This window comes from Cellulosimicrobium sp. KWT-B, from assembly GCF_002127155.1.
Taxonomy (GTDB): Bacteria; Actinomycetota; Actinomycetes; order Actinomycetales; family Cellulomonadaceae; genus Cellulosimicrobium; species Cellulosimicrobium funkei.
The window spans coordinates 184,849-203,569 of the sequence record NZ_NEDO01000003.1 but is presented as its reverse complement, the minus strand read 5'-3'; the positions used below and the strand labels follow the sequence as shown (position 1 = coordinate 203,569).

Annotated in this window: 19 protein-coding genes; 1 reads left to right on the top strand and 18 read right to left on the bottom strand. The window is 74.9% G+C overall.

From position 1 onward, the window contains the following. Positions 1 to 65: 65 nt before the first annotated feature. The 18 genes from metK to B9L22_RS10730 form a co-directional block, all read right to left on the bottom strand. Entirely contained in the window at positions 66 to 1,262 is a 1,197-nt protein-coding gene (gene metK, locus B9L22_RS10815; RefSeq protein WP_034653075.1) for a methionine adenosyltransferase, read from the bottom strand. Between the two features lie 63 nt (positions 1,263 to 1,325). Beyond that, the gene (locus B9L22_RS10810; protein WP_086150380.1) at positions 1,326 to 2,639 is read right to left on the bottom strand and encodes a phosphopantothenate--cysteine ligase family flavoprotein; all 1,314 of its coding nucleotides are present in this window, start codon (positions 2,637 to 2,639) and stop codon (positions 1,326 to 1,328) included. A gap of 121 nt (positions 2,640 to 2,760) precedes the next feature. Further along, a complete protein-coding gene (gene rpoZ, locus B9L22_RS10805; RefSeq protein ID WP_031316460.1) occupies positions 2,761 to 3,039 on the bottom strand; it encodes a DNA-directed RNA polymerase subunit omega in 279 nt (92 codons plus the stop codon). A 175-nt stretch (positions 3,040 to 3,214) separates the two neighbouring features. After that, positions 3,215 to 3,826, bottom strand: coding sequence for a guanylate kinase (gene gmk / locus B9L22_RS10800; RefSeq protein ID WP_198947292.1), 612 nt, complete (start codon positions 3,824 to 3,826; stop codon positions 3,215 to 3,217). Between the two features lie 103 nt (positions 3,827 to 3,929). Further along, positions 3,930 to 4,241 (bottom strand): integration host factor, actinobacterial type, encoded by a 312-nt coding sequence (mihF, locus tag B9L22_RS10795; protein ID WP_021482878.1) that lies wholly within the window; start codon positions 4,239 to 4,241, stop codon positions 3,930 to 3,932. Between the two features lie 266 nt (positions 4,242 to 4,507). Further along, the gene (locus B9L22_RS10790; RefSeq protein WP_086150379.1) at positions 4,508 to 5,383 is read right to left on the bottom strand and encodes a tyrosine-protein phosphatase; all 876 of its coding nucleotides are present in this window, start codon (positions 5,381 to 5,383) and stop codon (positions 4,508 to 4,510) included. A gap of 89 nt (positions 5,384 to 5,472) precedes the next feature. Further along, entirely contained in the window at positions 5,473 to 6,342 is an 870-nt protein-coding gene (gene pyrF, locus B9L22_RS10785) for an orotidine-5'-phosphate decarboxylase (RefSeq protein WP_085387981.1), read from the bottom strand. Next, positions 6,339 to 9,710, bottom strand: coding sequence for a carbamoyl-phosphate synthase large subunit (gene carB, locus B9L22_RS10780; RefSeq protein ID WP_086150378.1), 3,372 nt, complete (start codon positions 9,708 to 9,710; stop codon positions 6,339 to 6,341). The genes pyrF and carB overlap by 4 nt, the downstream gene beginning before the upstream one ends. 2 nt (positions 9,711 to 9,712) lie before the next feature. Further along, positions 9,713 to 10,951 carry a glutamine-hydrolyzing carbamoyl-phosphate synthase small subunit gene (gene carA / locus B9L22_RS10775; protein WP_233140003.1) on the bottom strand — a complete coding sequence of 413 codons (1,239 nt, stop codon included), beginning with the start codon at positions 10,949 to 10,951 and terminating at the stop codon, positions 9,713 to 9,715. A 44-nt stretch (positions 10,952 to 10,995) separates the two neighbouring features. Beyond that, positions 10,996 to 11,694, bottom strand: a complete 699-nt coding sequence (locus B9L22_RS10770) for a hypothetical protein (RefSeq protein WP_086150376.1) — start codon at positions 11,692 to 11,694, stop codon at positions 10,996 to 10,998. Continuing rightward, positions 11,691 to 13,052: a dihydroorotase gene (locus tag B9L22_RS10765; protein ID WP_051028381.1), complete on the bottom strand. Its 1,362-nt coding sequence runs from the start codon at positions 13,050 to 13,052 to the stop codon at positions 11,691 to 11,693. The genes B9L22_RS10770 and B9L22_RS10765 overlap by 4 nt, the downstream gene beginning before the upstream one ends. Next, positions 13,049 to 14,140 (bottom strand): aspartate carbamoyltransferase catalytic subunit, encoded by a 1,092-nt coding sequence (locus B9L22_RS10760; RefSeq protein ID WP_086150375.1) that lies wholly within the window; start codon positions 14,138 to 14,140, stop codon positions 13,049 to 13,051. Before B9L22_RS10760 ends, B9L22_RS10765 begins: the two co-directional genes overlap by 4 nt. Continuing rightward, positions 14,137 to 14,817 (bottom strand): bifunctional pyr operon transcriptional regulator/uracil phosphoribosyltransferase PyrR, encoded by a 681-nt coding sequence (gene pyrR, locus B9L22_RS10755; RefSeq protein WP_086150374.1) that lies wholly within the window; start codon positions 14,815 to 14,817, stop codon positions 14,137 to 14,139. The genes B9L22_RS10760 and pyrR overlap by 4 nt, the downstream gene beginning before the upstream one ends. 180 nt (positions 14,818 to 14,997) lie before the next feature. Further along, positions 14,998 to 15,417, bottom strand: a complete 420-nt coding sequence (nusB, locus tag B9L22_RS10750; protein WP_021482611.1) for a transcription antitermination factor NusB — start codon at positions 15,415 to 15,417, stop codon at positions 14,998 to 15,000. A 33-nt stretch (positions 15,418 to 15,450) separates the two neighbouring features. Continuing rightward, on the bottom strand, positions 15,451 to 16,014 hold the full coding sequence (gene efp / locus B9L22_RS10745) for an elongation factor P (protein ID WP_021482610.1): 564 nt from the start codon (positions 16,012 to 16,014) through the stop codon (positions 15,451 to 15,453). Between the two features lie 107 nt (positions 16,015 to 16,121). After that, entirely contained in the window at positions 16,122 to 16,604 is a 483-nt protein-coding gene (locus B9L22_RS10740) for a hypothetical protein (RefSeq protein ID WP_233139998.1), read from the bottom strand. Then, positions 16,601 to 17,239, bottom strand: a complete 639-nt coding sequence (locus B9L22_RS10735; protein ID WP_086150373.1) for a hypothetical protein — start codon at positions 17,237 to 17,239, stop codon at positions 16,601 to 16,603. Before B9L22_RS10735 ends, B9L22_RS10740 begins: the two co-directional genes overlap by 4 nt. 60 nt (positions 17,240 to 17,299) lie before the next feature. After that, a complete protein-coding gene (locus tag B9L22_RS10730; protein ID WP_086150372.1) occupies positions 17,300 to 17,755 on the bottom strand; it encodes a type II 3-dehydroquinate dehydratase in 456 nt (151 codons plus the stop codon). A gap of 197 nt (positions 17,756 to 17,952) precedes the next feature. Between B9L22_RS10730 and B9L22_RS10725 the strand changes: the two genes are divergently transcribed. After that, positions 17,953 to 18,720 carry a glycerophosphodiester phosphodiesterase family protein gene (locus B9L22_RS10725; protein WP_061267279.1) on the top strand — a complete coding sequence of 256 codons (768 nt, stop codon included), beginning with the start codon at positions 17,953 to 17,955 and terminating at the stop codon, positions 18,718 to 18,720. Position 18,721 lies beyond the last annotated feature (1 nt).

The following is an 18,721-nucleotide window of genomic DNA, read 5'->3' as shown; positions in this document are numbered from 1 at the left end:
GGCACCCGCGGTGCCGTGCCGCCCGGGTACGCGGCCGTCGCCCGCGACCGGCGCGACGACGCTCCTCACACCTGGGACTGCAGGTCCGCGACGCGGTCCGTGCGCTCCCACGTGAACTGCTCGAGCTCGCGCCCGAAGTGCCCGTAGGCCGCCGTCGGGGCGTAGATGGGACGCAGCAGGTCCAGGTCGCGGATGATCGCCGCCGGGCGCAGGTCGAACACCTCGCGGATCGCGGCCGTGATGCGCTCGACCGGGACCTTCTCCGTGCCGAACGTCTCCACGTACAGGCCGACGGGGTGCGCCTTGCCGATCGCGTACGCGACCTGCACCTCGCAGCGCCGCGCCAGACCCGCGGCGACGACGTTCTTCGCGACCCAGCGCGTCGCGTACGCGGCCGAGCGGTCCACCTTCGACGGGTCCTTGCCGGAGAACGCGCCCCCGCCGTGGCGGGCCATGCCGCCGTACGTGTCGACGATGATCTTGCGGCCCGTCAGGCCCGCGTCGCCCTGCGGGCCGCCCACGACGAACGTGCCGGTGGGGTTGACGAACAGGCGCGTCGCGCGCACGTCGAGGTCGAGGCCCGCGGCGTCCAGCACGGGGGCCACGACCTGCGCCGCGACCTGCCGGTGCAGCTCGTCCTGACGGACGTCCGGGTCGTGCTGCGTCGAGAGGACCACCGTGTCGAGGCTGACCGCGCGGTCGCCGTCGTACCCGACGGTGACCTGCGTCTTGCCGTCCGGGCGCAGGCCCGGCACCGTGCCGTCCCGGCGCACCGCCGCCAGGCGCTCGGCGAGACGGTGCGCGAGCCACACCGGCAGGGGCATGAGGCTCGGCGTGTCGTCGCTCGCGTACCCGAACATCAGGCCCTGGTCGCCCGCGCCCTGCGCGTCGAGGGGGTCGTGGTCGCCCTGGTCGTCGCGCTCCTCGAGGCTCTTGTCGACGCCCTGCGCGATGTCCGGCGACTGCTGGCCGATCGACACCGAGATGCCGCACGAGTCCGCGTCGAAGCCGATCACCGACGACGTGTACCCGATCCGGCGCACGACGTCTCGCACGATCTGCGGGATCTCGACGTACGCGTCGGTCGTCACCTCGCCGGCGACGTGCACCAGGCCTGTGGTGACCATCGTCTCCACCGCCACGCGGGACGTCGGGTCCTGCGCGAGGAGCGCGTCGAGGATCGCGTCGGAGATCTGGTCGCAGACCTTGTCCGGGTGCCCCTCGGTGACGGACTCGGACGTGAAGAGACGCAGCTCAGCCATGGCGCACAGCCTACTGTCCCGAAAGGTGGGCGAGCATATCCGGCAGGCGAGACGAGACGCGGGTCACTCGTCGGCCCCGGCCCGCTCGTCCGACGGCGCCACGCGCGGCACGACGACGTCCCACACCGCGCCCGCGACCTCGCTCTTCGACCCGCTCGCCGTCGCGACGACGTCCCCCGCGCCGTCGACCACGGTCACGTCGTTCGCGTCGACCGCGAACCCGCGCCCCTCGCCCACGGCGTTGACCACGAGCAGGTCCGCGCCCTTGCGCCGCGCCTTGGCCCGGCCGTGGTCGAGCACGGACCCGTGCGCGTCACCGGTCTCCGCCGCGAAGCCGACCACCACCTGGCCCGGGCGCAGCCGGTCGCGGGCGAGCTCGGCGAGCACGTCCGGGTTCTCCACGAGCGCGATCGGCTCGGGCCCCTGGCCCGGCACCTTCTTGATCTTCGCGTCGGGCGCGTGGGCCGGGCGGAAGTCCGCGACGGCCGCCGCCATGACGACGACGTCCGCCCCGGCCGCCGCCGACCGCACCGCGTCGCGCAGCTGCGCCGTCGTCTCGACCTCCACCACGGCGTCGGGCACGCCCCCGGGCGCGCGCACGAGCGCGGCCACGTCCGGGGACAGGTTCGCCGCCACGAGCGTGACGTGCGCGCCGCGCGCCGCCGCGGCCCGCGCGAGCTCGACGCCCTGACGCCCGCTCGACCGGTTGCCGATGAACCGCACCGGGTCGATCGGCTCGCGCGTGCCGCCCGCCGACACCACGACGCGCCGGCCCGTGAGATCCTGCGCGGGCCCGCTGCCCGGCCCGTGGCCCGGCTCCGCGCCCGCGTCGGCGGCGGTCGCGCGGGACGCGTCCTCCACGACAGCGAGCGCGAGGCGCGCGATCTCGTCCGGCTCGGGCAGACGGCCAGGCCCGGTGTCCGCCCCCGTGAGGCGGCCGGACGCCGGCTCGATCACGTGCACGCCCCGCGCCCGCAGCGTCGCCACGTTCGCGGCCGTCGCCGGGTGCTCCCACATCTCCGTGTGCATCGCGGGCGCCATGACCACCGGGCAGCGCGCGGTGAGCAGCGTCGAGGTCAGCAGGTCGTCCGCGCGCCCGGCCGCCGCGCGCGCGAGCAGGTCTGCCGTGGCGGGCGCCACGACCACGAGGTCGGCACCCTGGCCCAGGGCGACGTGCGGCACGTGCTCGACGTCCTCGAACACCTGGTCCGTGGCCGGCTCGCCCGACAGCGCCTCCCACGTGGGCGCGCCCACGAAGCGCAGGGCGGACGCCGTCGGCACCACCCGCACCCGATGGCCCTGCTCCCGCAGCAGCCGCAGCAGCAGCACGGCCTTGTACGCCGCGACCCCGCCGCTCACACCGAGCACGATCCGCATGTCGTTCCTCCTGGAGGTCCGGCTCAGACCCGCCGCCGACCGCGGCGGGACAGGGGCCCGCGCACCCGGGCGCGGACGCACGAACGCCGCGCCCTCCGGTGGAGGTGCGCGGCGTGCGGGCTCAGGCCTCGGGGGCCTCGTCGGGCTCGGCCTCGATCGTCAGCAGGCCCGCGTTGATCTCGCGCATCGCGATCGAGAGCGGCTTCTCCTGGTTGCGCGTCTCGAGCAGCGGCCCGACGTTCTCCAGCAGGCCCTCGCTGAGCTGCGAGTAGTACGCGTTGATCTGGCGCGCACGCTTGGCCGAGTAGATGACCAGCGCGTACTTCGAGTCGACGTGCTCGAGCAGGTCGTCGATGGGCGGGTCGGTGATGCCCTCGGGGGCGGCGACGGTTCCGGACACAGTTCGCTCCGTGGGTTCAAGGGTCTGCAGCGGGCGCTGCAGCTGGTCGATGGCGGCGGCGCGCACGGCGCCCCCGTCCGGGACCGGGCGGCCGCGGCACCACGTCGCAGGACGGGCCGCCGACCGGGCCTCGGGCCCACGGGGGAACGCCCGCGCACGGGCACCGCAGGACAGTCTACTCGCTGTGCCCCTCGACGTGCCCGGACGGCACGGGGGACGACGCCGGGGACGAGCCCTCCGCCGGGACGGGACGGGGCTCGAGCCCCATGACGCGCACCAGCTCGTCCGTCGCGCGGTGCACCTCGTCGTTGACGATGACGTGGTCGAACTCCGACTCCGCCGCGAGCTCGACCCGCGCCGTCGTCAGACGGCGCTCCCGCTCCTCCGCGTCCTCCGTGCCGCGGCCGACCAGGCGACGCACGAGCTCGTCCCAGCTCGGCGGCGCCAGGAACACGAACCGGGCCTCGGGCATCGACGCGCGGACCTGCCGCGCACCCTGGAGGTCGATCTCCAGGAGCGCCGGCACGCCCGCGGCAAGCTTCTCCTCGACCGCGCGCCGGGGCGTGCCGTAGCTGTTGCGCCCGTGCACGACGGCCCACTCCAGCAGCTCACGGTCCGCGACCATGCGCGCGAACTCGTCCGGGCCGACGAACAGGTAGTGCACGCCGTCCACCTCGCCCGGGCGCGGGTCGCGCGTCGTCGCCGACACGGACAGCCACACCTCCGGGTAGCGGGCTCGGATGTCGGCCGACACCGTGCCCTTCCCGACGGCGGTCGGGCCGGCCAGGACGGTCAGGCGGGCGGGGCCGGGGACGACGGGCGGCGACGCCGGCCCCGTGGTCTCCCCGGCGGGGACGGACGGCGTCGGCTCGGACGGGTGCGCGGAAATGTCAGCCAAACCTCTCGATGAGGGCCGCGGACTGGTGGGGGCCGAGGCCGCGGACACGACGTGTCTCGGCGATCCCGATCTCCTCCATGATCGCCCGAGCCTTCACCTTACCCACGCCGGGCAGGGACTCCAGCAACGAGACGACCTTGAGCTTGCCGATCATGTCGTCCGTCTGGCCGCGCTCGATGACCTCCTTCAGGGAGCCCTGGGAGTACTTGAGCCGGTTCTTCACCTCGGCGCGCACGCGTCGTGCCTCCGCGGCCTTCTCGAGCGCCGCCGCGCGCTGTTCTGGGGTCAGGGGTGGAAGTGCCACGCAAGTCACCTACTCGTCGTCAGGCGGATGGGCCCACTCAGTCGTCCCGGCGTGCCCGCAGGTGGAGCCCCGACCGGGTGAATCACCCGGGCGACCTGCGCCGACGCACGGAGCCGACCCCTCGAAAGTAGCGAGCCTCGGGCGATCGGGCAACGACTGGGCATGGCGCGTCGTCCGCAGCCGTACCCGGGACGGTCTCCGCAACGGCCCCGGCGGCGGGCCCGGAACGACGGCGGAACGAGGGCGGGACGCGGATCGGGGGCGGCTCAGGACGCCACGAGGCGCGCCACGAGCGCGTCGCGCACCGCCGTCGTCACGCCGCACGCCACGAGGTAGTCGTCGATGCTCCCGTGCTCGCGCACCGCGAGCTCCCACGCGCCCTCCAGGTACGCGGGCTCGACGGTGAGGACCGGCGCCAGCGCCTCGGGCGACAGCCCCGGCAGCGGGGGCACGAGCGCGGCGAGCCCCTCGGCCGCCGCCGCGCTCGCGAGGTACTCGGCCATGCGCTCCTCCTCCGGTACTCCCGCGACGTACTGCACGAGGGCCACGACCCAGCCCGTGCGGTCCTTGCCCGCCGAGCAGTGCACGACGCTCGCGCCGTCGGCCGCGGCGACGTCCGCCAGGACGTGGCCGACCGTCTCCCGGATGCCCGGGTCCGTGACGAACGTCGCGTACACGCCGTGCATGAGGCGCCGCGCGACCGCGGCCGGGTCGTCGGCCGCGAGCAGGCCCGCGACGAGCGCCGCCGGGTCCGCCGAGGCGCCCGCGCCCGCTCCCCCGTCGACCAGGCCCGGCGTCGGGTCCATGCCCCGGCGCAGCACGCGTACGCCGCCCGGGACGGCGTCCGCGCCGTCGCGCGCGAGCTCGTCCCCGCCGCGCAGGTCCACGACCGTCCGCACGTCCAGGTCGACGAGCGCGGCCTGGCCCGCGGGGGTGAGCCGGGACAGGCTCGCCGTGCGCAGCAGCACGCCCGTCCGCAGCGGCTCGTCGTGACCGGCCGGCACCGCCCGACCGCCCACGTCGCGCGCGTTCCACGTGCCCGGCACGTCCAGGGCGCCCGGCACGGCGCCCGGCGGGGGCAGCTCCGGAGGCGTACCGGCAGCGGTCGGGGCGGGGTCGGTCGTCTCGTCGCGGGAGGTCATGGGCGCAGTCTGGCACGGGACCGCGGGGCACGACGGCGACCGGGCCGGCACCCGCGAGGGTGCCGGCCCGGTCCCGCGAGGTGGGGGTCTCAACCGCGCAGGGCCTGCGCCGCCTCGTCCGTGGCGGCGCGGGCCGCCGCGCGCAGCGCGTCCGCGTCCGGCCCGGCGCGCAGCACCCCGCGCGACGACGACGCGAGCACCTGGCGCCGCGCGTCGCCGAAGACGGCGGCGAGCTCGGCCGCGCCCGCGCCCTGCGCGCCCACGCCGGGCGCCAGGAGCGGCCCGCGCACGGCCGCGAGGTCGGTCCCCGTGCGCGCCGCGGCGTCCGCGATCGTCGCGCCCACCACGAGCCCGACCGGCCCGAGTGCGTCGCCCGCGGCGACGACCGGGGCGTTCACCTGCGCCGCCTCGCGCGCGACGTGCGCCGCGACGGACTCCACGCCCGCCCCGGCGCCCCGGCGCGCGTGCTGCACCTCGGCGCCCTCGGGGTTCGACGTCAGGCACAGCACGAACAGGCCGCGCCCCGTCTCCAGCGCCGCGTCCACCGCGGGCTGCAGCGACCCGAACCCCAGGTACGGGGACACGGTCAGCGCGTCCGCCGCGAGCGGCGACCCGTCGCGCAGGTACGCGTCGGCGTACGCGGCCATGGTCGAGCCGATGTCGCCGCGCTTGGCGTCCATGATCGTCAGCGTCCCCGCCGCCCGGGCCGCCGCGAGGACCTCCTCGAGCGCCGCGACGCCGCGCGACCCGTGGCGCTCGAAGAACGCCGACTGCGGCTTGACCGCGGCCACGCGGCCCCCGACCGCCTCGACGACCCGCAGGCCGAACTCGCGCAGCCCGGAGGCGTCGTCGGGCAGGCCCCAGTCCGCGAGCAGGCCCGGGTGCGGGTCGATGCCCACGCACAGCGGCCCGTGGTCCGCCGTCGCCGCCGCGAGGCGCGCGCCGAAGCCCGCGCTCACGCGCCCACCCGCTCCGCGGCGGGAGCGGGCAGCTCGACGCCGTCGGTCAGGCCCTCGCCCGCCATGTGCTCCTGGAGGCTCGCGACCGCGAACGGCCCCGCGAGGACCGCCTCGATGCCCTGCACCGCGGCGGCGAGCTGGTCGACCGTCGTCGCGATCGGCTTGTCGGCCGCCGTCGTGGCCGCGCGGATCTCGTAGCCGTCGGCGCGCGCGCCCTGCCCGGACGGCGTGTTGATGACCATGTCCACCTCGCCGGCCGTGATGAGGTCGACGATCGTCGGCTCGCCGTCCGCCCCGCGGCCCGCGGAGAACTTGCGCACCACGCGCGACGCGATGCCGTTGCGGCGCAGCACGCTCGACGTGCCGTCCGTCGCGAGGATCTCGAAGCCGAGCTCCGCGAGGCGCTTGACCGGGAAGACGATCGAACGCTTGTCGCGGTCCGCGACCGAGACGAACACGCGACCCGACGTCGGCAGCCCGCCGAACGCGGCGGCCTGCGACTTGGCGAACGCGTGCGGGAAGTCGCGGTCGAAGCCCATGACCTCGCCCGTCGAGCGCATCTCCGGGCCGAGCACCGTGTCGACCACGACGCCGTCCGCGGTGCGGAAGCGCTTGAACGGCAGGACCGCCTCCTTGACCGCGATCGGCGCGTCGAGCGGGAGCGTGCCGCCGTCGCCCTCGGCGGGCAGCACGCCCGCGGCGCGCAGCTCCGCGATCGACTCGCCCGCCATGACGCGCGCCGCGGCCTTCGCGAGCGACGTGCCCGTCGCCTTCGAGACGAACGGCACCGTGCGCGACGCGCGGGGGTTGGCCTCGAGGACGTAGAGCACGTCGGAGACGAGCGCGTACTGGACGTTGAGCAGGCCGCGCACGCCGACGCCCTTCGCGATGGCCTCGGTCGAGCGGCGGATGCGCTCGATCTCCTGCTCCGAGAGCGACACGGGCGGCAGGACGCACGCCGAGTCGCCCGAGTGGATGCCCGCCTCCTCGATGTGCTCCATCACGCCGCCGAGGAAGAGCTCGGTGCCGTCGTAGAGCGCGTCGACGTCGATCTCCATGGCATCGTCCAGGAACCGGTCGATGAGCAGCGGCGCGGGGAGCGTCCCTGCCGTGCGGTCCTCCGCCGCGGCCGCCACGAGGGCGCGCTCGACGTAGCCCGTGAGCTGCTCGGCCGAGTACACGATCTCCATGCCGCGCCCGCCGAGCACGTAGGACGGGCGCACGAGCACCGGGTACCCGATGCCGGCCGCGACGTCCTTCGCCTCGTCGAGCGAGCGCGCCGTGCCGAACGCCGGGGCGGGCAGACCCGCCTCGACGAGCACGCGGCCGAACTCGCCGCGGTCCTCGGCGGCGTCGATCGCCTCGGGGCTCGTGCCGAGGATCGGCAGGCCCGCGTCGGCGAGGCGCTGCGCGAGCGCGAGCGGCGTCTGGCCGCCGAGCTGGACGATGATGCCCTTGACCGGTCCCGCGGCGAGCTCCGCCTGGTAGACCTCGAGCACGTCCTCGAACGTCAGCGGCTCGAAGTAGAGGCGGTCGGACGTGTCGTAGTCGGTCGAGACCGTCTCCGGGTTGCAGTTGACCATGACCGTCTCGTAGCGCTCGCGCAGCGTGAGGGCCGCGTGCACGCACGAGTAGTCGAACTCGATGCCCTGGCCGATGCGGTTCGGGCCCGAGCCGAGGATGATCACGGCCTCGCGCTCGCGCGGGGCGACCTCGGTCTCCAGGTCGTACGACGAGTAGTGGTACGGCGTGCGGGCGGCGAACTCGGCCGCGCACGTGTCGACCGTCTTGTAGACGGGCCGGACGCCGAGCGCGTAGCGGACCTCGCGCACGGTCGCCTCGCCCGCCGGGCCCATGCCGCGCAGGCGCGCGACCTGCGCGTCGGACAGGCCGTGCTTCTTCGCCTCGCGCAGCACGTCCTCCGTGAGCGCGGGCGCGTCGGCGACGGCCGCCGCGACCTCGTTGACCAGCTGGATCTGGTCGAGGTACCACGGGTCGATCTTCGTGGCCTCGAACACCTGCTCCACGCTCGCCCCGGCGCGCAGCGCCTGCTGGACGCCGATGATCCGGTTCTCCGTGGGGCGCGCGATGCGCACGAGCAGCTCGTCGAGCTCCGCGCCGGAGACGGGCTCGCCGTCCCAGTGGAAGACCGAGCCGCCCTTGTCGATCGAGCGCAGCGCCTTGCCCAGCGCCTCCGTGAAGTTGCGCCCGAGCGCCATCGCCTCGCCGACCGACTTCATGGTCGTCGTGAGCGTCGGGTCCGCGGCCGGGAACTTCTCGAACGCGAACCGCGGCACCTTGACGACCACGTAGTCGAGCGTCGGCTCGAACGAGGCCGGCGTGACCTGCGTGATGTCGTTGGGGATCTCGTCGAGCGTGTAGCCGACGGCGAGCTTCGCCGCGATCTTCGCGATGGGGAACCCGGTCGCCTTGGACGCGAGCGCGGACGACCGCGAGACGCGCGGGTTCATCTCGATGACGATGACGCGGCCCGTGTCCGGGTCGACGGCGAACTGGATGTTGCAGCCGCCCGTGTCGACGCCGACCTCGCGGATGACGGCGATGCCGATGTCGCGCAGCTTCTGGTACTCGCGGTCGGTGAGCGTGAGCGCGGGCGCGACCGTGATCGAGTCGCCCGTGTGCACGCCGACGGGGTCGACGTTCTCGATCGAGCACACGACCACGACGTTGTCGTTCTTGTCGCGCATGAGCTCGAGCTCGTACTCCTTCCAGCCGAGGATCGACTCCTCGAGGAGCACCTCCGTCACCGGGGAGTAGTGCAGGCCCTGGCCGACGATGCGGCGCAGCTCGTCCTCGTCGTACGCGAAGCCCGAGCCGAGGCCGCCCATCGTGAACGACGGGCGCACGACCATCGGGTAGCCGAGGTCGCCCGCGGCCGCGATCGCCTCGTCGACCGTGTGGACGATGACCGAGCGCGCGGACTCGCCGCCGCACGTCTCGACGACGTTCTTGAACTGCTGACGGTCCTCGCCCTTCTGGATCGCCGCGATGTTCGCGCCGATGAGCTCGACGCCGTACTCGGCGAGGACGCCCGCCTCGTCGAGCGCGATCGCCGCGTTGAGCGCCGTCTGACCGCCGAGCGTCGGCAGCAGCGCGTCGGGGCGCTCCTTGGCGATGATCGACGTGAGGACCTCGGTCGTGATCGGCTCGACGTAGGTCGCGTCGGCGAACTCGGGGTCGGTCATGATCGTCGCCGGGTTCGAGTTCACGAGGACGACCCGCAGGCCCTCCTCCTTGAGCACGCGGCACGCCTGGGTGCCGGAGTAGTCGAACTCGCACGCCTGGCCGATGACGATCGGGCCGGACCCGATGACCAGGACGCTGGAGATGTCGGTTCTGCGAGGCACGGTCAGCTCTCCTTGGTGGTCTGCTCGACGGCGTCGGAGCCCGCGCCCGCCGCGCCGGCGGCGCGACGCGACGTCATGAGCTCGACGAAGCGGTCGAAGAGGTACGCGGCGTCGTGGGGGCCGGCCGCGGCCTCGGGGTGGTACTGGACGGAGAAGGCGGGCAGGTCGAGGCACTCGAGCCCCTCGACCACCTGGTCGTTGAGCCCGACGTGGGACACGACGACGCGCCCGTAGCGGCCGCCGTCGTGCGGGGCGACGGACTCGCCGTCGAGCGGCGCGTCGACCGCGAACCCGTGGTTGTGCGCCGTGACCTCGACCTTGCCGGTGCGGCGGTCCATGACGGGCTGGTTGATGCCGCGGTGGCCGTACGCGAGCTTGTACGTGCCGTAGCCGAGCGCGCGCCCGAGGATCTGGTTGCCGAAGCAGATGCCGAAGAACGGCGTGCCGCGGTCCAGCACACCGCGCAGCAGCTCGACCTCGTGGGTCGCGGCGCTCGGGTCGCCCGGGCCGTTGGAGAAGAACACGCCGTCGGGCGCGTACGCCTCGATGTCCGCGATCGTCGAGGCCGCGGGCACCACGTGCACGCGCACGCCGCGCTGGGCGAGGCGCTGGGGCGTCATCGACTTGATGCCGAGGTCCACGGCGACGACGGTGGCGACGGGCTCGCCGTCCGGCGTCGTGCCCTCGAAGGGCTCGACGACGTACGCCGTGTCCGTGCTCACCTCGCGGGCGAGGTCGGCGCCGGCCATCGCGGGCGCCGCCTTCACCTCGGCCACGAGGTCCTCCACGGTGCGCGGGTAGCCGTCGCGCACGAGCGCGTCGCCGGAGAAGATGCCCGCGCGCATCACGCCGAGCTCGCGCAGGTGGCGCGTGAGGGCGCGCGTGTCGACGTCGCTGATGCCGACGACGCCCTGGGCCGCGAGCTCCTCGTCGAGGGTGCGCTGCGCGCGCCAGCTCGACGCGCGACGGGCCGCGTCGCGCACGACGTACCCGGCGACCCAGATCTTGCCGGACTCCGGGTCCTCGTCGTTGACGCCCGTGTTCCCGATGTGGGGGGCCGTCATGACGACGATCTGCCGGTGGTAGGAGGGGTCGGTGAGGGTCTCCTGGTAGCCGGTCATGCCGGTGTTGAAGACGATCTCGCCGACGGTCGTGCCGCGCGCGCCGTACGCGCGGCCGGGCTGCACCGTGCCGTCCTCGAGGACGATCAGGGCCCGGTCGGGGGCGGGTGCGCCGGTCACCGAGGTGACTGCGGTCGGTGAGCTCACTGCGTTCGCTGAGGCGGTCAAGGTGCTTCCTCGTCGTTCTCGTCGGTGCCGGGTGCCGCGCTGTCGCGCGTCGGCGCCGGGCCGTCCTGGTCGGTGGGTGCGTCGGTGGCGCTGCTCGGCGCCCCGGTTCGTCGTTCGCGGGTGCCGTCGGCGCCCGCGCTCCGGGGGCGGCCGGCGAGGTCGCGCACGGCCTCCAGGAGACGCGGGACGTCGTGGTCGTGGCGCGGCATGAGGCCGGTGTCGAGCCGGACCTCGGGGTGCGCCGGGGCCTCGGGGGCGTCGGCGGGAACCGGCTCGGCCGGGACGGACCACGTCACCACGACGATGGCCTCCTTCCCGACGAACTTCCCCGCCATGCCCGGGGTGAGGGCGACGTCCTCGACGGCCGCCGCGGGGACCCACACGTCGTCGGCGCCGCGGCGCGCGACGTGCAGGCCGGCGTCGTGCACGGTGACCTGGGCCTGAGCCCGGTCGCCGAGGCCGTGGGCGCCGACGCGCGCGAGCCAGTCGCCCGCGAGCGTGCTCGACACGTACAGCGCGTCGAGCGGCCCGAGCACGACGCCGCCGCGCGCGGCCTCCGCCGGCACGGCGGGCGGCGTCGGGACGAAGCCCGCGGAGCGGCGCACGAGCCGGCGGCGGCCGACGAGCACGAGCGTCAGCAGGACGACGCCGAGGACGACCCAGATCCCGGCCGCGACGGGCTGCGGCAGGTTCACGCCCCCACCCCCCGACCGGCCGCGACCGCCTCGACGGGCGCGCCGTCGAGCACGGTGGCCCGGCCCCGCAGGAACGTCGCGACGACCGCACCGGGCAGCTCGCGGCCCTGGAAGGGCGTGTTGGTGCTCGCGGTGGCCTGCCCGGCGCCGTCGACCACGCGCCGCGCGGCCGGGTCGACGAGCGTGACGTTCGCGGGCTCGCCGACCTCGAGCGGGCGGCCCTGGGCACGCTCCCCCGTGTCGATGCGGCCGATGCGCGCGGGCGCGCTCGACAGCACGCGCGCGACGTCGGCCCACGTCATGCGGCCCGTGTCGACCATGGTCTGCTGCACGACGCTCAGCGCCGTCTCGAGGCCCGTCATGCCGAACGCGGCCGCGGCCCACTCGCAGTCCTTGTCCTCGCGCGCGTGCGGCGCGTGGTCGGTCGCGACGATGTCGATCGTGCCGTCGGCCAGGCCCTCGCGCACCGCCTCGACGTCCGCTGCCGTGCGCAGCGGCGGGTTGACCTTGAACGTCGGGTCGTAGCCGCGCGCCAGGTCGTCGGTGAGCACGAGGTGGTGCGGCGTGACCTCCGCCGTGACGTCGATCCCGCGCCCCTTGGCCCAGCGGACGATCTCGACCGAGCCGGCGGTCGACAGGTGGCACACGTGCAGGCGCGAGCCCACGTGCTCCGCGAGGAGCACGTCGCGCGCGATGATCGCCTCCTCGGCGACCGCGGGCCAGCCCGCGAGGCCCAGCTCGGCCGACACGACGCCCTCGTTCATCTGGGCGCCCTCGGTCAGCCGCGGCTCCTGCGCGTGCTGGGCGACGACGCCGTCGAACGCCTTGACGTACTCGAGGGCGCGGCGCATGAGGATCGGGTCGTCGACGCACTTCCCGTCGTCCGAGAACACCCGCACGCGGGCCGCGGAGTCGGCCATCGCGCCGAGCTCGGCGAGCTGCTCGCCCGCGAGCCCGACGGAGACGGCGCCCACGGGGTGCACGTCGACCCAGCCCGCGTCGCGCCCGAGGCGCCATACCTGCTCGACGACGCCCGCCGTGTCCGCGACCGGGGTCGTGTTGGCCATCGCGTGCACGGCCGTGAAGCCGCCCGCCGCCGCGGCGCGGGTGCCGGACGCGATCGTCTCGGCGTCCTCGCGCCCCGGCTCGCGCAGGTGGGTGTGCAGGTCGACCAGCCCGGGCAGGGCGACGAGGCCCGTCGCGTCGACGACGACCGTGCCGTCGTCGTCCGCGGCGCGTGCAGCGCCGACCGGGGCGAGCTCAGCGACCACGCCGTCCGCGAGGACGAGGTCGACGGGGTCGCCACCCAGCGGGCGCGCGCCGCGCAGGACGTACGTGGTGGTTGCGGCGCTGCTCACGAGGCGGAGACCCTTTCGACGGCGGGGACGGGCTGGGCGGAGGGCAGGGGCGCGGCCGACGCCGCGGCGTCGGCCTCGTCGCTGCCCGCGAGGAGGAGGTAGAGCACGGCCATGCGCACGGCGACGCCGTTCGCGACCTGCTCGACGATCACCGCGCGCGGCGAGTCCGCCGCCTGCGCGGAGATCTCGAGGCCGCGGTTCATGGGGCCGGGGTGCAGGACGACGGCGTGCTCGGCGAGGAGCCCGAGGCGCCGGGCGTCGAGCCCGTACTTGCGGCTGTACTCGAGCGGGTTCGGGAAGAAGGCCCCGCCCCCCGCGCCGGCGCCGCTCATGCGCTCGCGCTGCACGCGCAGCATCATCACGGCGTCGGGGCCGCCGTGCGCCGTGTCGCCCGCGAGGGCCGCGTCCAGGTCGTAGGAGACCTCGCACGGCCACGTCTGGACGCCGACCGGCAGCAGCGTGGGCGGCGCGACGAGCGTCACGCGGGCCCCGAGCGTGTGCAGCAGGTGGACGTTCGAGCGCGCGACCCGCGAGTGCAGCACGTCGCCGACGATCGCGACGTGGCGCCCGTCGAGGCCCGCGCCGCGCGCCGCGGCGTCGTCGGGACCGCTCGCCCCCGGCGACGTCAGTCCCGTCCCGGTGAGGTGGCGGCGCAGCGTGTACGCGTCGAGGAGCGCCTGGGTCGGGTGCTGGTGCATGCCGTCGCCCGCGTTGACCACGGCCGCGTCGAGCCAGCCCGCGTGCGCGAGCAGGTGCGGGGCGCCCGACGCCTGGTGCCGCACGACGACCGCGTCCGCGCCCATCGCCTGGAGCGTCAGCGCGGTGTCCTTGAGCGACTCGCCCTTGGACACGCTCGACCCCTTGGCCGAGAAGTTGATGACGTCCGCCGACAGGCGCTTCGCCGCGGTCTCGAAGGAGATGCGCGTGCGCGTGGAGTCCTCGTAGAAGAGGTTGACGACGGTGCGACCGCGCAGCGTCGGGAGCTTCTTGATCTCGCGCGACTGCGTCGCGGCCATCTGGGCGGCCGTGTCGAGGATGCGGACCGCGTCGGCCCGCCCGAGGTCCTGGGTCGAGAGCAGGTGCCTCATGCGCGGGCCTCCCCGTCCTCGGAGGCGCCCGCCTGCGAGGGTGCGGACCGGATGACGACCGCGTCGGCGGACGCGTCGCCCGCCGCGGCGCCGTCGATCTCGGCGAGGCGCACGCTCACGCGCTCGGACGTCGACGTGGGCAGGTTCTTGCCCACGAAGTCCGGGCGGATCGGCAGCTCCCGGTGGCCGCGGTCGACGAGCGCCGCGAGCTGCACCGCGCGCGGGCGGCCGAGGTCGCTGATCGCGTCGAGCGCGGCCCGGATCGTGCGGCCGGAGTACAGGACGTCGTCGACGAGGACCACGACCTTGCCGTCGATCCCCGACGCGGGCAGGCGCGTCGCGCCGATCGTGCGCGTCGGGTGACGGTGCAGGTCGTCGCGGTACATCGTCACGTCGAGCTCGCCGACGATCGCGTGCGGGTCGGGCGCGCCGTCTCCCTCGATCGCGGCGAGGCGCTCGGCGAGCCGGGCCGCGAGCGGGACGCCGCGCGTCGGGATGCCGAGGAGGACGAGGTCGTGGGCTCCCTTGTTGCGCTCCACGATCTCGTGGGCGATGCGCGTCAGCGCGCGGGAGATGTCCGCCGCCGTGAGGACGACGGTCCCGGCGGTCGGCCCCGTCTCGGGGTCCGACCCCGGCCGGGGTACGGATGGTGTGGGCACAGCAGCGCCAGAGCTCATGTCCGGCGACCTCCTTCCCCGCCTCACAGGACGGGCCTTAAAGGATGTCTGACGGTCACCCACCCTACCGCCGGTGGTCCGGCGGCCGGGTGCGCGTCCCGCCCGGTGGGACGCGGCGTCGGTCACACCCGTGACCGACGCCGCGCGAGGCGTCGTCCCGGCCGGGGCCGGGCGCCGCGGTCAGGCCGTGATCGTCGGCTTCATCTCGACGATGCGCGCGAGCAGCCCGTTGACGAACGACGGCGAGTCGTCCGTCGACAGGGAGCGCGCGAGGTCGACGGCCTCGTCGATCGCGACGACGTCCGGGACGTCGTCGTTGAAGAGGATCTCCCAGCCGCCGATGCGCAGCAGCGCCCGGTCGACGGCGGGCATGCGCTCGAGCGTCCACCCGTGGGAGTACGTCTCGAGCAGCTCGTCGATGCGCTCGCGGTGGGCGAGCACGCCCTCGACGATGTCGACCGCGTACTGCGGCAGCGCGGTCTGCGCCGTCCCGGGGTCGGCGACGCGCTCCGCGAGGAGGGTCGTCGGGTCCACGTGACGCTGCTCCGCCTCGAAGAGGACGTCGAGCGCGCGCTTGCGCGCCTTAGTGCGTGCGGCCATGTCAGTCCGTCGTCTGTCCGTCGGTGCCGGCGGTCAGTCGTTCACGCGGCCGAGGTACGACCCGTCACGCGTGTCGACCTTGACCTTGGTGCCCTGCTCGAGGAAGAGCGGGACCTGGATCTGCGCGCCCGTCTCGAGCGTCGCGGGCTTGGTGCCGCCCGTCGAGCGGTCGCCCTGCAGGCCCGGCTCGGTGTACGTGATCTCGAGGACGACCGAGGCGGGCAGCTCGATGTAGAGCGGCTGGCCGTCGTTCGACGCGATGAGCACGTTCTGGTTCTCGAGCATGTAGTCCTTGGCGTCGCCCACGATCTCGGCGCCCACCGTGATCTGGTCGTACGTCGAGGTGTCCATGAACACGTAGTCCGCGCCGTCCTGGTACAGGTACTGGAAGTCACGGCGGTCGACGTTGGCGGTCTCGATCTTGAGGCCGGCGTTGAACGTCTTGTCGATCGTCTTGCCCGTCATGACGTTCTTGATCTTGGTGCGGACGAACGCGCCACCCTTGCCGGGCTTGACGTGCTGGAACTCGATCACGGTCCACAGCTGGCCGTCGAGTCGCAGCACGGTGCCGTTCTTGATGTCGTTGGTGGTCGCCACGTTCGTCTTCCTGTCGGAGGGTCAGCGGTCCCGTCGACGCGCTGCCGCGTGCCGGGACGGCACGACGGGGCCACGAGAGCGGGATGCGGAAATGGGCCTTGACGATCTTACCGGAGCACGGCGAGGACCGCGTTCGCCACGACGCCCAGGGTCGCCGCCCAGCACATCGAGGCGAGCGTCCCGATGACGAAGCGCTCCGACGCGACGGGGTGCTCGCGCAGCTCGGGGTAGCGGCCCAGGCCCTTGATCGCGACGACGAAGGCGATGCCGCCCGGCTCGCCCGCGAGGAGGCAGCCCGTGATCGCGAACCGCTCGAGGATCCCGATCCACGTCCCGCCGCGCAGGGCCTTGACGGCCTCCGTCCCGATCGGTCCCGTCGTCGGAGGGGGCGGCGGGGGCACCGGGACGGCCGCCGGGTCCGCAGGGGCACCACGCCGAGGCCGCCCGGCGCGACCCGGGGCGGCGGAGCCGCCCGCGCGCGCCGCCGCGCGCAGGACCCCCTGGGTCACGGGGCCGCCGCCGAGGACGCTCGCGGCGAGCGCGACCACCCAGACGAGCACCACGAGCACGACCGTCACCGGGTCCGTCACGCCTTCTCCTCCTGCCGATCCGCCGGCGGCCCCTCGTGGAGCTCGCCCAGCAGCCTCGCGACCACGGGCCGCGCCGCCGCCTCCTCGGGCCACAGCGCGGTGCGCAGCCGCTGGCTGACCGCCTGCTCGGACACGCCGAGCGCGCGAGCCACATCTTTCTGGGTCCCACCCACACGCGCCAGCGCGTCGACGGCCTCCCACCCGGGCGCGGTGCGCCGGTCCACGACCGCCGCGAGGAGGCGCAGGAGCGCCTCGACCTCCGCGGCGCGCGTCGCGGGCTCCCCGCGGACGGCGACGGGCGCCGTGGCCGCGCGCGACTTCGCCTGCTCGACCGCCTCGCGGGCGCGCACGAACGCCGTGCCCGACGCCTCGCGCGAGACCGCGGGCAGCGGCTCGTCGACCGGCCCGACGCCGAGGCCGACGCTCCAGCCGCCGTCGCGCAGGAGGTCGAGCACGACCTCGACCACGGCCTCCGGGTCGTCGAGGACCCCCTGGACCTCGTCACCGACCGTCCGGGCGAACGGGACGACGACGCCGCCGCGGCCTGCCAGCATCTCGTCGAGGCGCGCGAGCACCTCGGGGACGCGGTCGGGGCGACCGGTGCTCCCCCGCTGGTCGACGGTCAGCACGTACATGGCATCAAGGCTAGACCCTTGTTCGTCGATCATCAAGCCCAGAGGCTTGATCAGAGCAGATCAAGCCGGGGTCGCGCGCAGGCGCGCGGCGACGGCCTCGAGCGCGAGCCGGTAGGAGTCGAAGCCGAAGCCTGCGACCGTGCCGGTCGCGACCGCCCCCACGACGGAGTGGCTGCGAAACGCCTCGCGCGCCGCCGGGTTGCTGAGGTGGACCTCGACCAGCAGCAGGCCGGACGTCGTGACCTGCGCGGCGGCGTCGCGCACCGCGTAGGAGTAGTGCGTGAACGCGGCCGGGTTGAGCACGACGTGGGCCCGCGCGTCGACGGCCTCGTGCAGCCAGCCGACGAGCTCGGACTCGTCGTCGGTCTGCCGCACGTCGACGGCGAGGTCGAGCGCGCTCCCCCACGTCGTCGCCGACTCGCGGAGGTCCGCCATCGAGGCCGAGCCGTAGATCTCCGGCTCGCGCACGCCGAGCCGGCCGAGGTTGGGTCCGTTGAGGACGAGCACGCGTTCCATGGCGCCTGAGCCTAGCCGTGCCGGAGCGAGCGACGGCGACACGTCCGGGGCCGCTCCCGACGGGCGACGGACCACGGCCTCGGGCAGGCTGGCGGGGTGACCCTCAGCGCCGCCCGCCCCCGACCGCCGGCACGGCACCCGCACCTGCGCTCCGCGCCTGTCGCCGCGCCGTCCGGCGCTCGTCCACGGACAGCCGCATGAGCGCCACGCGCTACCTCGACGCCCCGTTCGCGGCGCTCGCGCACCGCGGCTTCTCGCGCGACGGCCTGGAGAACTCGATGGCGGCGTTCGCGGCGGCCCGCGAGCTGGGGCTCCGGTACGTCGAGACGGACGCGCACGCGACGTCGGACGGCGTCGCGGTGGCGCTCCACGATGCCTCGCTGGACCGGACGACCGACGCGCGCGGCCTGGTCGCCGACCTCCCGTGGCGCACGGTGCGCACCGCCCGGATCGGCGGTCGCGAGCCGGTGCCGTCGCTGGAGGACGTCCTCGGGACGTGGCCGGACCTCCGCGTGAACGTCGACGTCAAGTCTGCCGCGGCGGCCGAGCCCGTCGCGCGCGCGATCGAGCGCACGCGCGCGCACGACCGCGTGTGCGTCGCGTCGTTCGCCGCGTCGCGGCGGGAGGCGACCGTGGCGCGGCTCTCGCGCCCGGTGACCGTGTCCGGCGCGCGGGGCGCGGTCGTGGGCATGCTGCTCGCGGGGCGCGCGCGGGCGGACGCGCTCGCCCGCCTCGCGGCCCGCTCGGTCGACTGTCTCCAGGTGCCGGTACGCGAGGGCTGGGTCCGGGTCGTGGACTCGGCGTTCGTGCGGGCCGCGCACCGGGCCGGCGTCGCGGTGCACGCCTGGACGGTCAACGACGCGCCGACGATGCACCGGCTGCTCGACCTCGGCGTCGACGGGATCGTCACCGACCGCTCGGACGTGCTGCGCGACGTGCTCCGCGGCCGGGGGCTCTGGGCCTGAC